At 71.1% G+C, this 22,276-nt stretch carries 15 protein-coding genes; 2 read left to right on the top strand and 13 right to left on the bottom strand.

From position 1 onward, the window contains the following. Positions 1 to 19: 19 nt before the first annotated feature. From serA to ABD366_RS25620, 6 genes are all read right to left on the bottom strand, one after another. Positions 20 to 1,621 (bottom strand): phosphoglycerate dehydrogenase, encoded by a 1,602-nt coding sequence (gene serA / locus ABD366_RS25595; RefSeq protein WP_324769517.1) that lies wholly within the window; start codon positions 1,619 to 1,621, stop codon positions 20 to 22. A gap of 254 nt (positions 1,622 to 1,875) precedes the next feature. Then, positions 1,876 to 2,877, bottom strand: a complete 1,002-nt coding sequence (ilvC, locus tag ABD366_RS25600; protein ID WP_324769518.1) for a ketol-acid reductoisomerase — start codon at positions 2,875 to 2,877, stop codon at positions 1,876 to 1,878. Between the two features lie 109 nt (positions 2,878 to 2,986). Continuing rightward, entirely contained in the window at positions 2,987 to 3,514 is a 528-nt protein-coding gene (gene ilvN / locus ABD366_RS25605; RefSeq protein WP_324769519.1) for an acetolactate synthase small subunit, read from the bottom strand. A 26-nt stretch (positions 3,515 to 3,540) separates the two neighbouring features. Further along, a complete protein-coding gene (locus ABD366_RS25610) occupies positions 3,541 to 5,391 on the bottom strand; it encodes an acetolactate synthase large subunit (RefSeq protein WP_324769521.1) in 1,851 nt (616 codons plus the stop codon). Positions 5,392 to 5,636: 245 nt separating this feature from the next. Then, positions 5,637 to 8,516 (bottom strand): putative bifunctional diguanylate cyclase/phosphodiesterase, encoded by a 2,880-nt coding sequence (locus ABD366_RS25615; protein WP_324769522.1) that lies wholly within the window; start codon positions 8,514 to 8,516, stop codon positions 5,637 to 5,639. A gap of 436 nt (positions 8,517 to 8,952) precedes the next feature. After that, positions 8,953 to 9,891, bottom strand: a complete 939-nt coding sequence (locus tag ABD366_RS25620) for a 2-hydroxyacid dehydrogenase (RefSeq protein ID WP_324769524.1) — start codon at positions 9,889 to 9,891, stop codon at positions 8,953 to 8,955. Positions 9,892 to 9,967: 76 nt separating this feature from the next. On the opposite strand from ABD366_RS25620, the gene ABD366_RS25625 reads away from it, so the two are divergent. Both ABD366_RS25625 and ABD366_RS25630 read left to right on the top strand, forming a co-directional pair. After that, positions 9,968 to 10,969, top strand: a complete 1,002-nt coding sequence (locus ABD366_RS25625; protein WP_324769588.1) for an aldo/keto reductase — start codon at positions 9,968 to 9,970, stop codon at positions 10,967 to 10,969. Positions 10,970 to 11,255: 286 nt separating this feature from the next. Then, complete coding sequence (locus tag ABD366_RS25630) at positions 11,256 to 12,428, top strand: PQQ-dependent sugar dehydrogenase (RefSeq protein ID WP_411293718.1); 1,173 nt, start codon at positions 11,256 to 11,258, stop codon at positions 12,426 to 12,428. A gap of 29 nt (positions 12,429 to 12,457) precedes the next feature. Here ABD366_RS25630 and ABD366_RS25635 read toward each other — a convergent pair whose 3' ends face one another. From ABD366_RS25635 to ABD366_RS25665, 7 genes are all read right to left on the bottom strand, one after another. Further along, positions 12,458 to 12,691 (bottom strand): DUF6191 domain-containing protein, encoded by a 234-nt coding sequence (locus ABD366_RS25635; protein WP_324769590.1) that lies wholly within the window; start codon positions 12,689 to 12,691, stop codon positions 12,458 to 12,460. 85 nt (positions 12,692 to 12,776) lie between these two features. After that, positions 12,777 to 15,872, bottom strand: a complete 3,096-nt coding sequence (locus ABD366_RS25640; protein ID WP_324769526.1) for a helix-turn-helix transcriptional regulator — start codon at positions 15,870 to 15,872, stop codon at positions 12,777 to 12,779. Between the two features lie 197 nt (positions 15,873 to 16,069). After that, positions 16,070 to 16,252, bottom strand: a complete 183-nt coding sequence (locus ABD366_RS25645; protein WP_324769527.1) for a hypothetical protein — start codon at positions 16,250 to 16,252, stop codon at positions 16,070 to 16,072. A 232-nt stretch (positions 16,253 to 16,484) separates the two neighbouring features. Further along, entirely contained in the window at positions 16,485 to 17,114 is a 630-nt protein-coding gene (locus tag ABD366_RS25650; RefSeq protein WP_324769529.1) for a hypothetical protein, read from the bottom strand. A gap of 35 nt (positions 17,115 to 17,149) precedes the next feature. Beyond that, positions 17,150 to 17,719 carry a GNAT family N-acetyltransferase gene (locus ABD366_RS25655; protein WP_324769530.1) on the bottom strand — a complete coding sequence of 190 codons (570 nt, stop codon included), beginning with the start codon at positions 17,717 to 17,719 and terminating at the stop codon, positions 17,150 to 17,152. After that, positions 17,697 to 19,955 carry an MMPL family transporter gene (locus tag ABD366_RS25660; protein ID WP_324769532.1) on the bottom strand — a complete coding sequence of 753 codons (2,259 nt, stop codon included), beginning with the start codon at positions 19,953 to 19,955 and terminating at the stop codon, positions 17,697 to 17,699. Before ABD366_RS25660 ends, ABD366_RS25655 begins: the two co-directional genes overlap by 23 nt. Before the next feature lie 176 nt (positions 19,956 to 20,131). Then, positions 20,132 to 22,234: a phosphocholine-specific phospholipase C gene (locus ABD366_RS25665; RefSeq protein WP_324769534.1), complete on the bottom strand. Its 2,103-nt coding sequence runs from the start codon at positions 22,232 to 22,234 to the stop codon at positions 20,132 to 20,134. Positions 22,235 to 22,276 lie beyond the last annotated feature (42 nt).

Below are 22,276 nucleotides of genomic sequence, written 5' to 3' on the forward strand. Positions count from 1 at the left end.
CTCGTGTGTCCGCTGTGCCTCAGACCAGGTTGACGGAGCGCGCCGACGTCGCGCCGATCTCCGCGGCGACCTCGGTGAGGACGCTCTGCGGCACCGTGTCGTCGACGGTCAGCACGGCCAGCGCCTCGCCGCCCACGTCGGCACGGGCGACCTGCATGCCGCCGATGTTGATGCCCGCCTCGCCGAGGACACGGCCCACCGTGCCGACGACACCGGGACGGTCCTCGTAGCGCAGGACGACCATGTGGTCGGCGAGCGCCAGGTCCACGTCGTACTCGCCGACGGCGACGAGCTTCTGCAGGTGCTTCGGGCCGGCGAGCGTGCCGGAGACCGAGACCTCCTGGCCGTCGCTGAGGGTGCCGCGCACCGTCACGACGTTCCGGTGGTCGGGCGACTCGGAGCTCGTGGTCAGCCGGACCTCGACACCCCGCTCCTGCGCGAACAGCGGAGCGTTCACGTACGACACCGTCTCGTCGACGACGTCCTCGAACACGCCCTTGAGCGCGGAGAGTTCGAGCACCTTCACGTCGTGCTGGGTGATCTCGCCGTACACCTCGACGTCGAGGCGGACCGCGACCTCGCCCGCGAGCGCGGTGAAGATCCGGCCGAGGCGCTCGGCGAGCGGCAGACCCGGCTTGACGTCCTCGGCGATGACGCCGCCCTGCACGTTCACCGCGTCCGGGACCAGCTCGCCGGCGAGCGCGAGGCGCACCGACTTGGCGACGGCGATACCGGCCTTCTCCTGCGCCTCGTCGGTCGAGGCGCCGAGGTGCGGGGTGCAGACGACCTGGTCGAACTGGAACAGCGGGGAGTCCGTGCAGGGCTCCTTCGCGTACACGTCCAGGCCGGCGCCGGCGACGCGGCCCTCCTTGAGCGCGGAGTACAGCGCCTGCTCGTCGACGATCCCGCCGCGCGCGGCGTTCACGATCCGCACCGAGGGCTTCACCTTGTGCAGTGCCTCGTCGCCGATCAGACCGATCGTCTCGGGCGTCTTGGGCAGGTGGACGGTGATGAAGTCGGAGACCTCGAGCAGCTCGTCGAGCGAGAGGACCTTCACGCCCATCTGCGCGGCGCGCGCGGGCTGCACGTACGGGTCGTAGGCGACGACCTTCATGCCGAAGGCCGACATGCGCTGGGCGACGAGGGCGCCGATGCGGCCGAGGCCCACGACGCCGAGGGTCTTCTCCGCGAGCTCCACGCCCGTGTACTTGCTGCGCTTCCACTCGCCGCCCTTGAGGGCCTGGCTGCCCTGCGGGATGTTGCGCGCGGTGGCGATGAGGAGACCGCAGGCCAGCTCGGCGGCGGTCACGATGTTCGACGTCGGGGCGTTGACGACCATCACGCCGGCCTTGGTGGCGGCGGAGACGTCCACGTTGTCCAGGCCGACGCCGGCTCGTGCGACGACCTTCAGCTTCTTCGCGGCGGCGACGGCCTCGGCGTCGACCTTGGTGGCCGAGCGGATCAGGATGGCGTCGACGTCGGCGATGGCGGGCAGCAGCTCCGCGCGGTCTCCGCCGTTGCAGTGGCGGATCTCGAAGTCCGGGCCCAGAGCGTCGACGGTGGCGGGCGACAGCTCCTCAGCGATGAGTACGACGGGTTTGCCGGTGTCAGCAGTGCTCACGTGAGTCCTCACAAGTCCCAATGCGGACGGCCGTCCCGACGGCCGCAAGCGGTGGAGGTGGCTAGCCGCGTGAAAGACGCACGACGCTGTGGGCCCAACGCGAATTTAATTCAGCAGTGTAGTGGCGCACGGAAGGCGGTCTTGCGCCTCCCTGGAAGGATCACTCGTCCGTGGCTGGACGCCATGGACAACCATGTGTACAGCCTATGGAGAACGGGGCCGCGGCGTGTGCCGCGGCCCCGCACCCGAGGGGCTTACGCCTCCTCGTTGTCCACCCAGCTCATGAGCTTGCGCAGCTCCTTGCCGGTGGTCTCCAGCAGGCTGCTGGCGTCCTGCTCCTTGTACTCGTTGTACTTCTTCAGGCCCGAGTGGTACTCGTCCATCCAGTTCTTGGCGAAGGTGCCGTCCTGGATCTCGGCGAGAACCTTCTTCATCTCGGCCTTGGTGGCGTCCGTGATGATCCGCGGGCCCGTGACGTAGTCGCCCCACTCGGCGGTCTCGGAGATCGACCAGCGCATCTTCTCCAGGCCGCCCTCGTACATGAGGTCCACGATGAGCTTCAGCTCGTGCAGGCACTCGAAGTACGCGATCTCCGGCTGGTAGCCGGCCTCGGTCAGCGTCTCGAAGCCCGCCTTCACCAGCGCGGCGGTACCGCCGCAGAGCACGGCCTGCTCACCGAACAGGTCGGTCTCGGTCTCCTCGGTGAAGGTCGTCTTGATGACGCCGGCGCGGGTGCCGCCGATGCCCTTGGCGTAGGACAGCGCCAGCTCGAAGGCCTTGCCGGTGGCGTCCTGCTCGACCGCCGCGATACACGGCACGCCGCGGCCCTCTTCGTACTGACGGCGCACCAGGTGACCCGGGCCCTTGGGGGCGACCATGCAGACGTCGACGCCGGCCGGCGGCTTGATGAAGTCGTAGCGGATGTTGAGGCCGTGACCGAAGAACAGCGCGTCGCCGTCCTTCAGGTTGTCCTTGATGGACTCCTCGTAGACCTTGGCCTGGAGCGGGTCCGGGACCAGGATCATGATGACGTCGGCCTCGGCCGTCGCCTCGGCGGGGGTGACCACGCGCAGGCCCTGCTCCTCGGCCTTCGCCTTGGACTTGGAGCCCTCGTGCAGACCGACGCGCACGTCGACGCCCGAGTCGCGCAGGGACAGCGCGTGGGCGTGGCCCTGGCTGCCGTATCCGATCACCGCGACCTTGCGGTTCTGGATGATGGACAGATCGGCGTCGTCGTCGTAGAACAGCTCGGCCACTGGGGTTCTCCTATGTGTGCTGGTGTTGCGTCCCACCGTACGGCGGAAGAAGGACAGGAAGTTTTCAGGTCTCGCAATGCGAGCCGGATGGTGCCGGGATAAGGCCGGTTCAGGCCGTGCGGTCGAGCGCCCGCAGGCTCCGGTCTGTGATGGAGCGCGAGCCGCGGCCGATCGCGATGGTCCCGGACTGGACGAGTTCCTTGATGCCGAAGGGTTCCAGCATCTTGAGCATCGCCTCGAGCTTGTCGCTGGAGCCGGTGGCCTCGATGGTGACGGCCTCGGGCGAGACGTCCACGGTCTTGGCGCGGAACAGCTGGACGATCTCGACGATCTGCGAGCGCGTCTCGTTGTCGGCGCGGACCTTGGCGAGCACGAGCTCGCGCTGGACGGCGGAGCCCGGCTCCAGTTCGACGATCTTCAGGACGTTGACCAGCTTGTTGAGCTGCTTGGTGACCTGTTCGAGCGGGAGTCCCTCGACATTCACGACGATGGTGATGCGCGAGATGTCGGGGTGCTCGGTGATACCGACGGCGAGCGAGTCGATGTTGAAGCCGCGGCGTGAGAACAGGGCGGTGATACGGGCGAGGACACCCGGCTTGTTCTCGACCAGGACGGAGAGCGTGTGCTTGGTGGACATGGCGCTTGTTCCTCTTCCTACAGCTCTCAGTCGTCTTCGTTGTCGCCGAAGTCGGGGCGGACGCCGCGTGCGGCCATGACCTCGTCGTTCGAGGTGCCGGCGGCGACCATCGGCCACACCATGGCGTCCTCGTGCACGATGAAGTCGACCACGACGGGACGGTCGTTGACCGAGTTCGCCTCCTCGATGCACTTGTCGAGGTCCTCGGGGCGCTCACAGCGGATGGCGTAGCAGCCCATCGCCTCGGACAGCTTCACGAAGTCGGGGACGCGCGTGCCCTTGTTGGGCGGCGTGTCGCCCTCCGGGCCCGCGTGCAGCACCGTGTTCGAGTAGCGCTGGTTGTAGAACAGCGTCTGCCACTGGCGGACCATCCCGAGGGCGCCGTTGTTGATGATGGCGACCTTGATCGGGATGTTGTTCAGGGCGCAGGTGGTGAGCTCCTGATTTGTCATCTGGAAGCAGCCGTCGCCGTCGATCGCCCAGACCGGCTTGTCGGGTGCGCCGGCCTTGGCGCCCATCGCGGCGGGCACCGCGTAGCCCATGGTCCCGGCGCCGCCCGAGTTCAGCCAGGTGGCCGGCTTCTCGTACTGGATGAAGTGCGCGGCCCACATCTGGTGCTGGCCGACGCCCGCGGCGAAGATCGTGTCGTCCGGGGCGAGCTGGCCGATGCGCTGGATGACCTGCTGCGGGGAGAGCGAGCCGTCCTCCGGCTGGTCGTAGCCGAGCGGGTAGGTCTCGCGCCAGCGGTTGAGCCCCGTCCACCAGGCGCTGTAGTCGCCGACGTGACCCTCGCTGTGCTCCTTCTGGACGGCCTGCACCAGGTCGGCGATGACCTCGCGGGCGTCCCCGACGATCGGCACGTCCGCGGCGCGGTTCTTGCCGATCTCCGCCGGGTCGATGTCGGCGTGGACGATCTTGGCGAAGGGGGCGAAGCTGTCCAGCTTGCCGGTGACGCGGTCGTCGAAACGGGCGCCGAGGGCGACGATCAGGTCGGCCTTCTGCAGCGCGGTGACGGCGGTGACCGCACCGTGCATGCCCGGCATTCCCACGTGCAGCGGGTGGCTGTCGGGGAACGCGCCGAGCGCCATCAGGGTGGTGGTGACGGGCGCTCCGGTCAGCTCGGCGAGGACCTTGAGCTCGGCGGTGGCCTGCGCCTTGAGGACGCCGCCACCCACGTACAGGACGGGCCGCTTCGCGTTCGTGATCAGCTTCGCGGCCTCGCGGATCTGCTTGGCGTGCGGCTTGGTCACCGGGCGGTAGCCGGGCAGGTCGGTCTGCGGCGGCCAGGAGAACGTCGTCTGCTTCTGCAGGATGTCCTTCGGGATGTCCACGAGGACCGGGCCCGGGCGGCCGGTCGAGGCGATGTGGAACGCCTCGGCGATCACCTTCGGGATGTCCTCGCCCTTGGTGACGAGGAAGCTGTGCTTGGTGATCGGCATCGTGATGCCGACGATGTCCGCCTCCTGGAAGGCGTCCGTGCCGATGGCCTCGGAGACGACCTGGCCGGTGATCGCGACCAGCGGCACCGAGTCCATGTTCGCGTCGGCGATCGGCGTGACCAGGTTGGTGGCGCCGGGACCACTCGTCGCCATGCAGACGCCGACCTTGCCGGTGGCCTGCGCGTAACCCGTGGCCGCGTGCCCCGCACCCTGCTCGTGACGGACGAGCACATGGCGCACCCGGCTCGAGTCCATCATCGGGTCGTACGCGGGAAGAATCGTGCCGCCGGGGATACCGAATACGGTGTCGGCCCCGACCTCCTCAAGCGAGCGGATGAGGGACTTCGCACCCGTGACGTGCTCGACGGGGGCGGACTGCTGTCCTCCGGAACGGGGCCGCGGCTGCGGATGGTGGGCCCCGGTGGCCTGCTCGGTCATCGGCATTCTCTTCTCGATGCTGAGGGTTTTTGCGAGGGTTGTGCAGGGGTCTTGCGGGTTGCGTCCTGTGCCGGTGCAACAAAAAACCCCTCGTGCCGTGAGGCAAGCGAGGGGAGCGCGCCGGGTGCGGTCGCTGGGAATTCAGGTGTTTCCACCAGTGGATCCCAGCTTCAGCCGACGCGCTTTCCAAGTACGAGAATTCGGGTGCGCATGGCCTTGACCCTCCCCCCGGCACGCAGGGCGTGTCAAGTGGGTGGGACGGGAGTCTCATTATGTGAGCGTGGTCCGGGCGCCCCCGCGAGCACCGGTTCGCCCGCCTCCCGCGGCATCGGGTACTCCCCCGAGGTCAGCGCGCGGCGCAGCCGGTACTCGTCGAGCGGCCCGGAGAACGCCATCCCCTGGCCGTGCGTGCAGCCCATCTCCCGCAGCGCGAGGACCTGCTCGGGCAGGTCCACCCCGTCGGCCACCGAGGCGAGTCCCAGATCTCCCGCGATCCGGAGCAGCCCGCTGGTGATCTTGTGCAGCCGTGCGGACTCGACGACGCCCTCGACGAGCGATCTGTCCAGCTTCAGTACGTCCACGGGCAGCCGGCGCAGCGCGGTGATGGCCGCATAGCCGCTGCCGAATCCGTCCAGGGCGATACGGACGCCGAGTCTGCGCAGCGCGGTGAGGCGCCGCTCCAGCTCGTCGAGAGGCACTCTCGGGTCGCTGTCGGCGAGCTCGATGACGAGCGAGCCGGAGGGCAGCCCGTGCCGGGTCAGCAGCGCCTCGATGGAGCTGAGCGGCATGGCCCGGTCGAGGAGTCTGCGGGCGCTCATCCGCACGGCGACCGGGGTCACATGACCGCTCTGGCGGCGGTCCGCGGCCTGCTCGACGGCCTGCTCCAGCATCCAGCGGCCCAGCTCCGCGGTGCGCTCGCCGTCGTCGGCGACGCGCAGGAACTCGGCGGGCGTGAAGAGGATGCCCTGTGACGAGCGCCAGCGCGCCTGCGCCGCGACCGCCGTGATCCGGCCGTCGTCGAGGGCGACGATCGGCTGGTGCAGCAGCGCGAACTCGCCGTCGCGCAGCGCGGAGCGCAGCCGGGTGGCCAGCTCCGCCTTGCGTACGACGTCGGCCTGCATCTGGGGCGCGTACAGCTCGACCCGGCCCTTGCCCGCGGCCTTGGCCCGGTACATCGCCAGGTCCGCGTTGCGCAGCAGCTCGCCCGCCGTGATCTCGGGCTCCGCGAAGGAGACGCCGATGGAGGCGGCGACGCGTACGTCCTTGTGGCCGTCGATCGTGTACGGCTGGGACAGGGCGATTCTGAGCCGGTCGGCCAGCTCGTATATCTGCTGTTCCCTGGCGGTGTGGTCGCGACCTCCGTCGCCGACGATGAGCGCCGCGAACTCGTCACCGCCGAGACGGGCCGCGGTATCTCCGGAACGTACGGAGTCGGCCAGCCTTCTTGCCGCCTGCACGAGCAGTTCGTCGCCCGCCTGGTGGCCGATCGTGTCGTTGACCTGCTTGAAGCCGTCGAGGTCGATGAAGAGCACGGCGGTGCCCCGGTCGGTGGCCCGCCGCCCGGTGAGGGCCATGCCGACCCGCTTGGTGAACAGTGCCCGGTTGGGCAGGTCGGTGAGCGGGTCGTGCTCGGCGTTGTGCTGTAACTGCGCCTGGAGCCGCACCCGTTCGGTGACGTCTCTGCTGTTGAGGATCAGGCCGCCGTGGTGGCGGTTGATCGTGGACTCCACGTTCAGCCAGGCTCCGGTGCCGGACCGGAAACGGCATTCGATGCGGGTGGTGGGCTCCTCGACCTGGCTCGCGGCGAGGAACCTGCGCACCTCGTGCACCACCCGCCCCAGGTCCTCGGGGTGGATGATCGACGCGAGCTCGGACCCGACGAGCTCGTCGGCCTCGCGTCCGTAGACCCCGGCGGCGGCGGGGCTGACGTATCTCAGGATCCCGTTCGGAGCGGCGATCATGATGACGTCGCTCGAACCCTGCACCAGGGAGCGGAAGTGGTTCTCCTTCTGCGCCAGCTCCTGGGTCAGCGTGATGTTGTCGAGCAGCATGATGCCCTGGCGCACGACCAGGGCGAGGACCACGGTGCAGGCCGTGAAGAGCACGACCCGGTCCACACTGTGACCGTTCAGCACGTTGTAGAGAATCCCCAACGTGCAGACCGCGGCGGCCAGATACGGGGTGAGGGCGGCCAGCGAACCCGAGATGGGCCGGGTGTGACTGACCTGGTAGCGCCCGCCGGGCCCCTGTGCCCGCTCCTCGTAGGACGAGCCGCCCATGGGCCCCACCCAGGGCGCGTACGCGAGCAGCAGCGACCCGGCGAACCAGCCCGCGTCGAGGATCTCCCCCGAGCGGTAACTGGCGTGCAGCAGCGGCGAGGTGAACAGGGCGTCGCACATCACGGTCAGGGCGAGCGCGCCGATCGCGGTGTTCACCGCCGTGCGGTTGCCGGGAGAGCGGCGGAAGTGCAGGGCGAGAACCATGCTGACCAGCGCGATGTCCAGGAGGGGGTACGCGAGCGAGAGCGCGGTGCGGGTGACGCTCTGCCCCTCGGACTCGGCGGTGTGCGCGAGGGCGAGGCTCCAGGAGAGGGTGATGAGCGATCCGGCGATGAGCCACGCGTCGAGGCCGAGGCAGATCCAGCCGGCCTTCGTGACGGGGCGCTTGGCGAGGACGAGGAGGCCGATGATCGCGGGTGGCGCGAAGCAGAGGAAGAACAGATCGGCGAGGCTCGGGGTCGGCACCTGCACCCGCAGGACGACCTCGTACCACCCCCACATCCCGTTGCCCAGCGCTGCCATCAGGGAGGACAGCGCGAACAGGAGCCAGGCAGGTCGAAAGCGGCTGCGTCGGCTGCGCGCGTACAGGAAGTTCGAGACAGCGGCGACGGCGGCGGCGATGCTCAGCCCGAAATCCCCCATGAACAGGGCGATTTCCTCGCTCCCCCAGCCGAGCGCGGATCCCGTGGCGTAGGCCGCGCACAGGACGGTGAGCGCCACCTGGGGGCCCGTGCTGCTCGTGGTGGGCCGCGAAGCGGTCGAGGCGGACGGAGCGTGCAGCGGCACCGAGGCCCTGGCCCGCAGCGGGGCACGCAGGGTCGTCGTCTCCGTCGGCTGGGCGGTCACCGGGCCGCCTCGGTCCGCCGCGCCGCTCCCGTGTCCCGCTCGCCCGGGCCGGTGTGCGGATGCTTTCTGCGGCCGCCACGGGGCCCGCCCCGGTGTGTATGACTTCTGGGGCAGCCAGGACTGCGCCCGCGCATCGGTGCGTGTGTGGGTCGCCGTCGACGGCCCCGCCGCGTCGGATCGTTCACCCATAGGCCGTGCATCGCCCGTCGCCCCCCTCGCAGTCAGTCCGTCACTCATCCCCGGCGCCGTGTACCCGAGTGGCGCTGCCCCAGTCGGGACGATACACCAGTCTCGTCACTCAGGGACATAGCTTCTCTACGCTCCGTGACGACCAGCAGTGATGGTGGCACGCGGTGCGGCCGGACGGGCGCGGAGCGTGTGCGTCCTCGCGCGGGCAGCCGCACGGACGGTGTCCGTGGGGCCGCTGATCCGTCGGTCAGCCGATGGTGTGCACGACGTTGCCGAGCGGTTGCCCGGCCGCGAAGCGGGTGAGCTGGGCGGCGAGAAGCCGCTTGGCGCGGGGCAGGAAGGCGGAGGTGGGACCGCCGACATGCGGGGAGATGAGCACCCCCGGAGCCTGCCACAACGGGTGCTCCTGGGGCAGTGGTTCAGGATCGGTGACGTCCAGGGCGGCAGTGATCCGGCCACTTTCCAGTTCCGCGAGGAGCGCCTTGGTGTCGACTATGGGGCCACGGCCGACGTTCACGAGGAGCGCGCCGTCCTTGAGTCGCGCGAGGAAATCGGCGTTCACCAGGCCGCGGGTCTCGTCGGTGAGCGGGGTGACCAGGATGACGACGTCGGCCTCGGGCAGCAGCTCCGGCAGGTCGGTGAGCGGGTGCACGGGTCCGCGCTCCGTCGTGCGCGCGGAGCGCGCGACGCGCGCCACCCGCGCGACCTCGAAGGGAACGAGCCGGTCCTCGATGGCCGAACCGATCGCCCCGTACCCGACGATGAGGACGTTCTTGTCGGCGAGGGCCGGACGGAATCCGGAACGCCATTCCCCGCGCTCCTGACCGCGCACGAAGTCGGGGATCCCCCGCAGGGAGGCGAGGATCAGGGTGAGCGCCAGTTCGGCGGTGCTGGCGTCGTGCACCCCGCGCGCATTGCACAACTCCACGCCGGGACGCAGGTACTTGAGCCCGCTCTGCACGTGGTCGACGCCCGCGGACAGCGTCTGCACCGCACGGAGGGACGTCATCCGCGGCAGGGGCCGCACGGCGACATCGGCTCCCTTCATGTAGGGGACGACGTAGTACGCGCAGTCGGCCGGGTCCGCCGGAAAGTCCGGCTCACCGTTCCAGAAGCGGTAGTCGAGCCCGTCGGGGAGGCCCGGGATCTCGTCGGCGGGGAAGGGCAGCCATACATCTCCAGTCATGGTCAGGAGGCTATGTCAGCCGCGCCGACGTGCAGAGGTTAGGTTGGTGGCCAAAGACAGGGAGGGTCACGAGCAGGTGGAGCGCAAGGCGATCGGGGCGGCGGCGCTCGAGGTGGGGGCGGTCGGCCTCGGCTGCATGCCGATGAACTGGGCGTACACCGGCTCGCGGCGGCGCGGCGAGGAGTCCTTGCGCACCGTGCACGCGGCGCTGGACCGGGGCTGCGATCTGATCGACACCGCCGACATGTACGGGCCGTTCACCAACGAGCTGCTGCTCGGCCGGGTCCTGAAGGAGCGGCGTGCGGACGCGTTCGTGTCGACGAAGGTGGGGCTGCTCGTCGGCGAGCAGCACATTGTCGCGAACGGCCGCCCGGGCTATGTGAAGCGGGCGTGCGACGCGTCGCTGCGGCGTCTGCAGACGGACGTCATCGATCTGTATCAGCTGCACCGGGCCGATCCGGAGGTCCCCGTCGAGGAGACCTGGGGCGCGATGGCGGAGCTGGTGCGCGCGGGCAAGGTGCGTTCCCTGGGGCTGTGCGCGGTGGGGGCGCGGGCCACGCGGCGCGGTGGCCGTGCCGGGCTGCATGCCGAAACGATTCGCCAGTTGGAGAGGGTCCAGCAGGTGTTCCCGGTGAGTTCGGTGATGGCGGAGTTGTCGGTGTGGTCCCCCGACGCGCTGGAGACGCTGCTGCCGTGGTGCGCGGCGCGCGGTGTCGGGCTCCTGGCGGCGATGCCGCTGGGCAACGGGTTCCTGACGGGGACGCTGACGCCCGGCCAGGGTTTCGAGCCGGACGACGTACGGGCCCGGCACCCCCGCTTCACCGCGGAGATGATGGCGGCGAACCAGCCGATCGTGGCGGGCCTGCGCCGGATCGCCGCGCGCCACGGCGAGAAGGTGACGCCGGCGCAGGTCGCGCTGGCCTGGGTGCTCGCGCAGGGGCCCCACGTGGTGCCGGTGCCCGGCGCCAAGCACGAGCGGTGGGCGGTGGAGAACGCGGGGGCGGCGCACCTTGCCCTGACCGAAGCGGACTTGGCGGAGATCGCAAGGTTGCCGCGGGCGCAGGGGTCCTGGGACTGACGGCGGACGCGGGGTTGCCGGGGGCACAACGACCCGGGACCGGCGGCGGACGCGGAGGTGCCGGGGGCGCAAAGGGTCTGGGACTGATGGCGGTCCGGGGCGTCGGGTTCCGGCCATGGCGTGCGGGGTTCGGTCGTATCCGGCCGCGCCGTCGGGATTCGGCCATGGCGGGTGTGGTCCGGTCGGATCCGGTGACCCGGCCGGATTCCGTCGGCGGAGATCGGGAACCTGCGGGGCGCGAGCGGTGTATGAACGGTAGAACCGTCGCGTCGAAGGGATCCTGATCGTGCAACGTCAAGCTGTGCGGCCCGCGTTGGCCGTGGCCGCCTGTGCCGCGTTCCTGTTCACGGCGGGGTGCTCCTCCGGTGACGACGGGCAGGCGAGCAGAGACAGGACGTCCGCGCCGAGCACGAGCGACGCGGACGCCCCGGCCGCATCGCCGAAGCCCGGTGACGTTCCGCCGGCCAAGGGATCGGTGACCGTCGTGCGCACGGTCACCGAGGGCCTCAAATCGCCGTGGGGGCTGGCCCCGCTGCCCGGTGGCGACCTGCTGGTCTCGTCCCGGGACGAGGGGACGATCACCCGCGTCGACGGGGAGACCGGGAAGAAGACGGAGCTCGGCCCGGTGCCGGGGGTGGCCGCGGCCGAGGAGGGCGGCCTGCTGGGCCTCGCGCTCTCGCCGTCCTTCGCCTCGGACCACATGGTCTACGCGTACTTCACGACGGAGTCGGACAACCGCATCGCGCGGATGCTGTACGACGAGAAGAAGCCCGCGGGCAAGCAGCTGGGCGCTCCGGACACGGTGTTCCGGGGCATCCCCAAGGGCTCGAACCACAACGGCGGACGGATCGCTTTCGGCCCCGACGGCCTGCTGTACGCGGGGACGGGCGAGACGTACCGGACCGAGTTGGCGCAGGACAAGAAGTCGCCGGGCGGCAAGATCCTCCGGCTCGCCGCGGACGGCGACCCCGCTCCGGGGAACCCGTTCGGCGACTCGCCGGTGTACTCGTACGGGCACCGCAATGTGCAGGGCCTGGCCTGGGACAAGGACAAGCGGCTGTGGGCCTCGGAGTTCGGCCAGGACACCTGGGACGAGCTGAACAACATCGTGGCGGGTGACAACTACGGCTGGCCCGACGCCGAGGGCAAGGGCGGCGGGTCCGGCTACCACGACCCGATCGCCCAGTGGCGGACCGACGAGGCCTCCCCCAGTGGCATCGCCTACGCCGAAGGCTCGATCTGGATGGCGGGGCTGCGGGGCGAGCGGTTGTGGCGCATCCCGCTGGACGGCACCAAGGCGGCGCACGATCCGCAGGAGTTCCTCGAGGGGAAGTACGGGCGGCTGCGCACGGTGGTCGCCGCGGGCGGCGACAAGCTGTGGCTGATGACGAGCGAGACGGACACGCGGGGCACGCCGGGTGAGGGGGACGACCGCATTCTGGAGCTGAAGGTGAGCTGACCGCACCCCGGCCAGGGCTGGGCGGACGGTCAGTCCCGGGGCGGCGCCGGGTCCTGCTCCGCCTCGGCGTCCGGCTCGGGCCGATCCGGCACAGTCCGATCCGGCTCGGGCCGATCCGGGGCGCGGACGGTCACCTTGCCGGAGGTGAGGTCTATGGGGCCGCGGCCGGGGTCGCCGTCGTTCAGGTCGACCCGGGTCAGCTCCAGGCGCTTGCGCTCGTCATCGGCGTGCTTGCGGCCGGGCGCGAACAGTTCCTCGAACATGTTGAACACTGCGCCTCCAGGTGGCATGCAGCTGGCACGGCGGCCGAGCCCTCCGTCCAGCGTACGGCGGGGCCCTGCGGACCCGTCAGGCCGAGACGCCGGGCCCCGCCGGAGCCGGCTGGTCCGGGAAGAGGCGCAGCCGGTGGGCCAGGGCGGCCGCCTCGCCGCGGCCCGCGACCCCCAGCTTGGCGAGGATGTTGGAGACGTGGACGCTGGCGGTCTTCGGGGAGATGAAGAGTTCCTCGGCGATCCCCCGGTTGCTGCGCCCGGCGGCGACCAGGCGCAGGACGTCCCGTTCGCGGCTGGTGAGACCGAGCCCTTCGGCCGGGTCGGCCGGGGCGGCCCGGCGCGGCACGGAGGGGGTGAGGCTGAGCCGGGCGCGCTGGGCGAGCAGGGCGACGGACTCGATGAGCGGGCGGGCGCCGAGGTGGTCGGCGACGGCTCCGACGAGGCGGAGCAGTTCGGTGGCGCGGTCGCGGTCGGCCTCGGTGGGGCCGCTGCCGGTGGCGGAGGAGAGAAGCAGGGACTCGGCGAGGCGGAGCCGGGCGCGGGCCAGGTCGTGGGGGCGCCCCAGGGGTTCCAGGGCGGTGACGGTGGCGGACCAGTCGTCGGGGGTGTCTCGGCCCTCGGCGCGCAGGAGTTCGGCCCGGACCCACTGTTCATGGGCGTGCCAGACGGGGACCGGGGTGGCCTGGTGCTTGACGGCGTCCCGGATGCGGGCGATGGCCCCGGCACGGCCGGCGCCGGCGGCGGGCAGGCCGCGGGCGTCCGCCTCCACGGCGGCGGCGGTGCGCAGCAGCGGCCAGATGTAGCGGTGCATGGAGGGCGGCAGGCCGGCGGTGACGATGCGGTCGAGTTCGGCGCGGGCGTCGAGGAGGCGGCCCTGGGCGGCGGCGAGAGCGAGGGAGAGATGGGCGAGCGGGAGAACGTACTGCGGCATCGGGTCGTGGGTGCCGTAGTGCTCCAGGGCGGCGGTGAGATGACCGGCCGCTTCCTGGAGGGCGCCGCGGCCCAGCGCGATGGTGGCGAGGTGCACGCCGGCGGTGCCCCGGGGCTTGCCGCTCAGTGAGGAGCGGCGGGTCAGCTCCGCGGCCTCGGCCGCTTCGTCCCAGCGGCCGAGGGAGAGGAGGGACTCGGCTTTGTTGGAACGGACCCAGCCCTTGGTGTCGGTCAGGCCGTAGCGGCGGCACAGGGCGATGCCCTCGTCGCAGATGCGGACGGACTCCTCGGAGCGGCCGGCGCCTTCGAGGCAGGAGGGCAGGTTGACGTTGACGTTGTTGATGCGGGCGATCAGGCCGAGTTCGACGGAGCGGTCGCGGACCGCGTACATCTCGGCGAAGCCCTGCTCCATGTCGCCGGCGTCGACGAGGAGGCCGCCGCGGATGAGGCGGGCGTGGAGTTCGGTCGCCTCGTCGCCGACCATGCGGGCGTATTCGACGGCGCGTTCGGCGGCGGCGAGGGTCTCGGCGCCGGGGCTGTGCAGCATGCCCCAGGCGGCGGCGTGCGTGAGGACCTGGGCGTGCACGGCGGACGGCGGCAGACCGCGGACCAGTTCCTGCGCGGTGGCTATCTCGTCCCAGCCGTCACCGCGGCCGGTGTGGGAGCTGATCCGGGAGCGCTGGATCCAGAACCAGGCGGCGCGCAGGGGGTCGCCCTCGCCCTGGGCGGCGGCCTCGTCGAGGATCCGGATGGCACGTCTGCTGATCTTCATGGCGCGTTCCCGCTCCCCGCACAGGCGGCCCGCTACGGCGGCTTCGCCCATCAGGTCGAGGTAGCTGAGCGGGGTGGTGGCGGGGTCGCCTTCAGAGGCCGGGTAGGCCTCGGAGTAGTCGCCGAGGCGGAGTGCGGCCCGGATGGGTTCCGGCGCCCCGTCCCACAGCTCCATCGCCCGTTCCAGCAGCCTCAGTTGTTCGGAGTAGGCGTGCCGGCGGCGGGCTTCGACGCAGGCGCCGAGGACGGCGGGCAGCGCCTTGGCGGGGTCGTGGGCGTGGTACCAGTACGTGGCCAGGCGCATGGCGCGGGAGTCGGCGGGGACGAGCGCCGGCTCGGTTTCGAGGGCTTCGGCGTAGCGGCGGTTGAGGCGGGAGCGCTCGCCGGGCAGCAGGTCGTCGCTGACGGCCTCGCGGACCAGGGAGTGGCGGAAGCGGTAGCCGTCGCCGTCCTGGGTGGCGAGCAGGATGTTGGCGCCGACGGCCGCGCGCAGGGCCTCGATGAGTTCGTCCTCGCCGAGCCGGGCGACGGCGGCGAGCAGCGGGTACTCGACGGTGGAGCCGCCTTCGGCGCAGATCCGGGCGACGCGCTGGGCGGACTCGGGCAGCGATTCGACGCGGACGAGGAGGACGTCGCGCAGCGAGTCGGTGAGGCCGGTGGCGCAGCCCTCCGCGGCGGAGACGGCGAGTTCCTCGACGAAGAAGGCGTTGCCGTCGGAGCGTCGGAAGATGTCGTCGACGAGGGCCCGTTCGGGTTCAGCGGCCATGATCCCGGCGATCTGGCGGGCCACCTCGTCGCGGGTGAGGCGGCCGAGTTCGATGCGGGTGACGGTGCGCAGCCGGTCGAGTTCGGCGAGCAGGGGGCGCAGCGGGTGGCGGCGGTGGACGTCGTCGGCGCGGTAGGTGGCGACGACGGCGAGGCGGCCGCTGCGCAGGGTGCGGAAGAGGTACGAGAGGAGGTGGCGGGTCGAGGCGTCGGCCCAGTGCAGGTCTTCGAGGACGACCACGACGGTCCGCTCGGCGGCGACGCGCTCCAGGAGCCGCGCGGTGAGTTCGAAGAGGCGGGCGGTGGCGCTCTCGTCGCCGCGTCCGTCGAGGCCCCGGACCGTCCGGTCGCCCAACTCCGGCAGAAGCCGGGCCAGTTCGTCCTCCTGGCCGGCCGCCGCGGTGTCGAAGTCGTCGGGCAGCTTGCGGCGCAGCGCGCCCAGAGCGGCGGAGAAGGGGGCGAAGGGCAGTCCGTCGGCGCCGATCTCGACGCAGCCGCCGGTGACGACGACCGCGCCCTGCCCGCAGGCCCCGGCGGCGAACTCCTCGATGAGGCGGGTCTTGCCGACCCCGGCCTCGCCGCCGAGCAGCAGCGCCTGGGGCGCGGCGTCGACGGCACGGGCGAGGGCGGAGTGCAGTACGCCCAGTTCATCGGCGCGGCCGACGAACACCGGGCTGACGGACCTGGTTTCCACAGCGCCGAGCATCGCACACGGATACGAGGGCGAGGCGGGGTTTTCGGCGCGGGCGGGCGCCGGGGCCACGGGGAAGGGGAGAACGGCGGGCCGCCCGTCCTCCCCTGTGGATCCCCCTATGGATCGCCCCGTGGATCCCCCCGTGCGGCGCTCCGTGAATCCCCCCGCGGAGCGCCCCGTGTTCGTTCCGCCGGGCCGTGGTGCCGCGCTCATGCTGCGCGCGGGGCACGGTGCCGGCGGGGTCCGTTCGTACTCACCCGCCCTTCGGCCTCCTGGCGGGCCGAGTGACGTGCGGCGCGGCGGGCCTTGAGGGCGGCGCGTGCCAGACGGTAGGCCTCGGCCTGCTGGATGAGTTCGGCGGAGCGGGCCTGGTGCAGTTCGTACTCGAACATCTCGTCTCCCTGGTGACGATCGTCCGCGGTTCTCGCGGACCGTTGGTTCTCGCGGACCGTTCTCCGCGATGCCTCAACTCTCGTTTCCCAGGGGGGTGCGGCACATCGGGAGAGTGCCGCATGTTCGGGGGCGGGGATGCCTTAGGCGGGGCCGGAAACGCCTTAGGCGCCCAAGGCGGCCGGTTACGACCGCCTTAGACGCCCTCGGACTCGACCAGGTACAGGCTCCGGCTCAGCTGGTCTTCGGCAGGCCCAGGAGCAGGTCCGAGTACTTGGCGACGGCGAGCAGCAGGCCGAGGACGCCGAGCGAGACGCCGGCCCACGCCGTCGACTTGATCCAGACCGCCTGCGCCTTGACGGGCGCCCCGAACGCGGGCTTGGCCAGGACGACCGCGCCGACGATGAGGGCGATGAGCGAGAAGACGCCGCCGACCAGGGCGGCGGCGTGCCAGGAGTCGCCGTAGACCTCGGAGACCTGCGTGGCGACGCTCGCGGTCTGCGTGGTGTTGAGCTGGCCGATGAGCGACTCGCGGGCCGAGGCGACCGTGCCGAGCCAGCTGCCGCTGAGGGCGATGATGCCGAGGCCCACGGAGACGATGGCGCCCGCGCCCTGGCCGACACCGGACGGGTGCGCGGCGGCGGCCTCCTTCGCGACGAGTTCATCGTCGAGGGCGTCGTCGTCCAGGGCGTCATCGTCCGTGGCGGCGTCGTTCACGCCCTCCTCGGCCGTGGTGGCCTCGCTCTTGGTAACGGCCGGCTGCTCGGCCGTGCCGGGGGTGTCCGTCGACTCGGTCGCCTCGACGGCCTCCTCGTGCTCCTTCCGCTCGGCGGCGTCGGGCTGCGCATCAGTCTTCGTAGTCATGCTGCGCACCGTACGGACGGAGTCTGAGAGCTTTCTTAATGTTTCTTGTGCGCGTCGCGCGCGCCGCGCCACTCGGGCGCCAGGACGGACCAGATCTCTTCGTCGTGCCGTACTCCGTCGTGGTGGACCGCCCCGCGCAGTACGCCGTCCCGCCGCATCCCGAGGCGGCGCGCGACATTGAGGCTGGCGGTGTTGCCGGCCGCGGCCATCCACTCGACACGGTGGATGCCGCGCTCTTCGATGGCCCAGTCGACGAGGACCCGGGCCGCGCGGGTGATGAGGCCGCGCCCCGTGGCCGCGGGCTCCAGCCAGCAGCCGATCTCGCAGGTGCCGGCCGTGGCGTCGAAGGTCCGGAAGAGGACGCCGCCGACGAGTTCGCCGTCCAGCCAGATGCCGTGCAGGCTGCCGCTGTCCGCGGCGCGCTTGGCCGCGTACCGCTGGATGAGGGCGCGCGCCGAGTCGGTGTCCGTGGCGTCCCTCCCGAACGGGATGAACCGACCGATGAACTCCCGGCCGCGGTCGAAGTGACGGAGGAGCTCCTCCGCGTGCCAGGACTCCAGGGGGCGCAGTTCGGCGCTGCCGTCACCCAGCGGTATCGCGTACATCGGGCTCCTTCGTGGTCACGTCGTCCAGCGCGCCGTCCGCCGCGCCACGCTGCACGGGGATCTTCGCACCCGCGGCGGCCCGGCACTCCGGCGGCTCGATGCTGAGGCGGGGCAGGCAGCGGTCGAGCCACTTGGGCAGCCACCAGTTGGCGCCGCCGAGCAGATGCATCAGGGCGGGGACGAGGAGCGTACGCAGGATGAACGCGTCGACGGCGACCGCGGCGGCCAGGGCGATGCCGAACATCGCGATCACCCGGTCCCCGCTGAGCACGAAGGCCAGGAAGACCGAGATCATGATGACGGCCGCCGAGTTGATCACGCGGCTGGTCTCGGCGAGGCCGATCCGGACGGCCCGCCGGTTGTCACCGGTCTCCAGCCACTCCTCGTACATCCGGCTGACGAGGAACACCTGGTAGTCCATGGACAGGCCGAAGAGGACCGAGACCATGATGACCGGCAGGAACGGTTCGATCGGGCCGGATCTGCCGAGCCCGAGGAGCTCGCTGCCCCAGCCCCACTGGAAGATCGCGACGACGACTCCGAAGGCGGCGGCGACGGCCGCGACGTTCATCGCGGCGGCCTTGAGCGGAATGCCGAGGGAGCGGAACGCGAGCAGCAGGAGGACGCAGCCGAGCCCGACCACGACGCCGACGAACAGCGGCAGCTTGCCGATGATGACCTCGGCGAAGTCGTCGTAGCTCGCCGTGACGCCGCCGACCTGGACCTCCAGCGAGCTGCCCTGTTCGGCGTCGGGGACGACGTCGTCGCGCAGCCGGTCGACGAGCGCGCTGGTCGCGTCGGACTGGGGTGCGGAGGTCGGTACGACGGTGAGGTAGGCGGTGCTGTCGTCGTGGTTGTACGTCACCGGGGAGACGGCGGCGACGCCCTCGGTGGAGCGCAGCTCTCCGGCGAGCCGGCCGAGCGCGAGCTTGTCCTTCGCGCCGTCCACATCGCTGACCAGGGTGAGCGGTCCGTTCACGCCGGGCCCGAAGCTGTCGGCGAGCAGGTCGTAGGCCTGCCGGGTGGTGCTGGACTTGGCGTTGTTGCCCTGGTCGGAGGTGCCGAGGTGGAGGAAGAGGGTGGGCAGCGCGAGGACCGTGATGACGGCGAGGGCGATACCGCCGAGCAGTTTCGGGTGGCGCTCGACGAAGGCGGCCCAGCGGGCGGCGAGCCCGGTCGGCAGTTCCGGTGCGGGCCCGTGCGCGGCGAGCCGGCGCCGCTCGCGCCGTGACAGGGCCCGCATCCCGATGAAGGACAGCAGGCCGGGCAGCAGGGTGACGGAGGCGGCGACGGTGAGCAGGACGGTCACGGACGCGGCGATGGCGACGCCGTTGAGGAAGCTGAGCCGCAGGATCAGCATGCCGAGCAGGGCGATGCAGACGGTGGCGCCGGCGAAGACGACGGCCCGTCCGGTGGTCGCCACGGCCTGTTCGGCGGCGACCGCGACGGGCAGGCCGCGTTTCAGCCCGCGCCGGTGCCGGGTCACGATGAACAGCGCGTAGTCGATGCCGACGCCGAGTCCGACGAGCATCCCGAGCATCGGCGCGAAGTCCGCGACGGTCATGGCGTGGCCGAGCAGCACGATGCCCGCGTAGGCGGTACCGACGCCGATCAGCGCGGTGGCGATGGGCAGCGCGGCTGCGGCGAGCGAGCCGAAGGCGAGGAAGAGCACGACGGCCGCGACGACGACGCCGATGATCTCCGAGAGGTGCCCCGATGTGGGTTCGGTGAGGGCGACGGCGCTGCCGCCGAGCTCCACCCGCAGGCCGTCGGGTCCGTGCGCCTCGGCGTCGCGCGCCGTGTCCACGACGGCCTGCGCCTGGCTCCGCGGGATGTCGTCGGCCTGCCGCTCGAAGGTGACCGTGGCGTACGCGGTGTGTCCGTCGGCGCTGATCCGGCCCGCGCCCTGGGTGTCGTACGGGGTGGCGACGGACGAGACGCCGGGCAGTCTTCCGATCTCGTCCAGCGTGTTGCTCATCGTCGTCTCGACGTCGGCGGCGCGCACGGTGGAGCCGTCGACGTGCCAGACGACGGTGTCACTGTCGCCGCCGAGGCCGGAGAAGCCCTCGTCGAGCAGTTGGGTGGCCCGGCCGGATTCGGTGCCGGGTGCCTCGTAGTCGTTCGAGTACGCGGACCCGGCGACTGCGGCCGCCGCGCTCGTGGCACCGAGCGCGAGCAGCCACAGCAGAACGACGACGAGCCGGTGCCTGACACACCACCGTGCGAGTGCGGCCACGGACGTGCTCCCTGGGGGTTTTGTGGATCTTTACCGGGAGCAGTCGGTGATCGGGTGAAATCAGCTGAACCAGCCCGCAAAGAACACTTGAGCAAGAGCCAGTCACTCTTGCAGGCAGAAGTGATCCTTTGTCGCTTTCGTGGGTTTACTCACAGGCCGAACGCCGGCGGCTCCGGTCAGCCGGAGACGCTCGGCCGTCCGTTCTCGATATGCCCGGCCAGGCGCCGGTGGAACGCGTCGCCGGAGCTGATTTCGACGTCGTACCAGCCGTGCGCCTTCTCCGTCTCGTGCACCACGGTGACGGTCCGGCCGGGCCGGACGACGACCGTCCGCTTCCCTACGGTGAACGTCCTGGCTCTCTCCCCCGTGCCGCGCAGCCGGATGCGCACGACGCGCGCGCGTGCGTCCACGGTCGTCGTGACGTCGGCCCCGAAGTCGGTACGCCCGCGGAACTCGCGCCGGAAACCGTTCGGCCCGGTGACCACGAAGTCGTACGCGCCCTCGCGCACCGGCACGGTCGCGTCGCGGACCACGTCGAAGTGGCGCGGCGCCGCGAACTCTCCCGCGTACGGGTAGAGCGCGAAGTGCGCGCTGGAGCTGCCCTCGTTGACGAGGCTGAGGGTCAGCTTCCCCTCGTGCACGCGCGCGTGGGCGTCCGGCTGGTACGGCAGGGCGCGGGCCCGCCGGGTGCCGGGCTCCTGCACGGGCATCGACTGCTTCAGCGGCGGCTGCGGGGCCCAGCGGCCGCTGAACTCGGGAATGGCGCCGGGCTGTTCGACCTCGGGCTGCCGGTGGCTGTGCCTGAAATCGAAGGCACCGGTCAGATCACCGGTGACCTGACGGCGCCAGGCGCCGATGTTGGGCTCGCGCACGCCGGTCCACTGTTCGAGGAAGCGGATCACGGAGGTGTGGTCGAAGACCTCCGAGCACACGTATCCGCCGACGGTCCAGGGCGAGACGACGAGCATCGGCACGCGCACGCCGAGCCCGGTGGGCAGCCCCTGCCAGTGCTCCTGTGTGACGTCCGGACCGGGTACGGGCGGCGGGACGTGGTCGAAGAACCCGTCGTTCTCGTCGTAGTTGATGAAGACGGCGGTCTTGCGCCACACGTCGGGGTGCGAGGCGAGCGCGTCCAGCACCTTGTAGACGATGGTCGCGCTGTGGACCGGCGAGGAGACGGAAGGGTGCTCGGAGTCCACCGCGGACGGTACGAGGTAGGAGACGCGGGGCAGCTTTCCGCGCGCGACGTCGCGCGCGAACGTCTCGGCGAGCTTCCCCGTCGGCACGCGCCGCAGCGCCCGCTCGAACAGGGACCGCTCGCTCCTGCTCAGCGTCGCGACGCCCTGGTCCAGGGTGGCGAGCAGCGCGGCCCGCTCCTCCTCGTCGGCGGCGTCGCGCACCTTCGCGTAGAAGGCCTCCATGTAGGTGAGACCGGTCCCGGCCAGCACCTTCTTCGCGATGGCCTTGAAGGTGGTGAAGAACTCGATCTGGTTGTCGGTGAAGTTCTCCCACTCGGTGTACGTCTGCCAGCTGACGCCCGCCTTCTCCAGGCGTTCGGCGTACGTGCCCCAGTCGTAGCCGGGGTGCGTGCCCTCGTCGTACGCGTCGTTGCCGACCGCCCGGTCGCCGCCCGGCTCGAAGCCCGTCTTCCCGCTCCACAGGTGGTTGCGGTTCGGGCTGGTCGAGGAGTGGATGGAGGAGTGGTAGGCGTCGCAGACGGTGAAGGTGTCGGCGAGTTCGTAGTGCAGGGGGATGTCCTCGCGCGTGTAGTACGCCATCGTGGCCGCGGTCTTCGCGGTGATCCACCCGTCGTGCCAGCCGTCGTGCCAGGCCTTGGCGCCGCCGGACCAGGAGTGGTCGAGGGCGCCTATGTACTGGAGGTCCTTCTTCTGCGTCCGCGCCGCTTCCCGTACGGGGAACGGCAGGACGGTGCGCAGCGCACCCGGCTGCTCGAAGACGCTCGTGCCGCCGGGCAGCCGGATCGCGTTGCGGTCGCCGAAGCCGCGCACTCCGCGCAGGGTGCCGAAGTAGTGGTCGAAGGACCGGTTCTCCTGCATCAGGATCACCACGTGCTCGATCGCGTCGAGGCCGCCCCGGGGCGGCGTGCCGTGCTCGGCCTGAGCGGCGAGGGCCTGTTGCAGCGAGGGTGGCAGGAAGGATCCGACGGCGGCGGCGCCGAGCGCGCCCCCGCCGACGGCCATGAGACGTCTGCGGGACAACTCAGGGGACTCCGGGGACACGGGACGACCTCCGCACGTAATGGTCTGCAACTGACCCATTGACTGGTTCGGCGGGGACGGTAGCCACGCCAGATGTCCCTG

This window comes from Streptomyces kunmingensis, from assembly GCF_039533535.1.
Classification (GTDB): Bacteria; Actinomycetota; Actinomycetes; order Streptomycetales; family Streptomycetaceae; genus Streptomyces; species Streptomyces kunmingensis.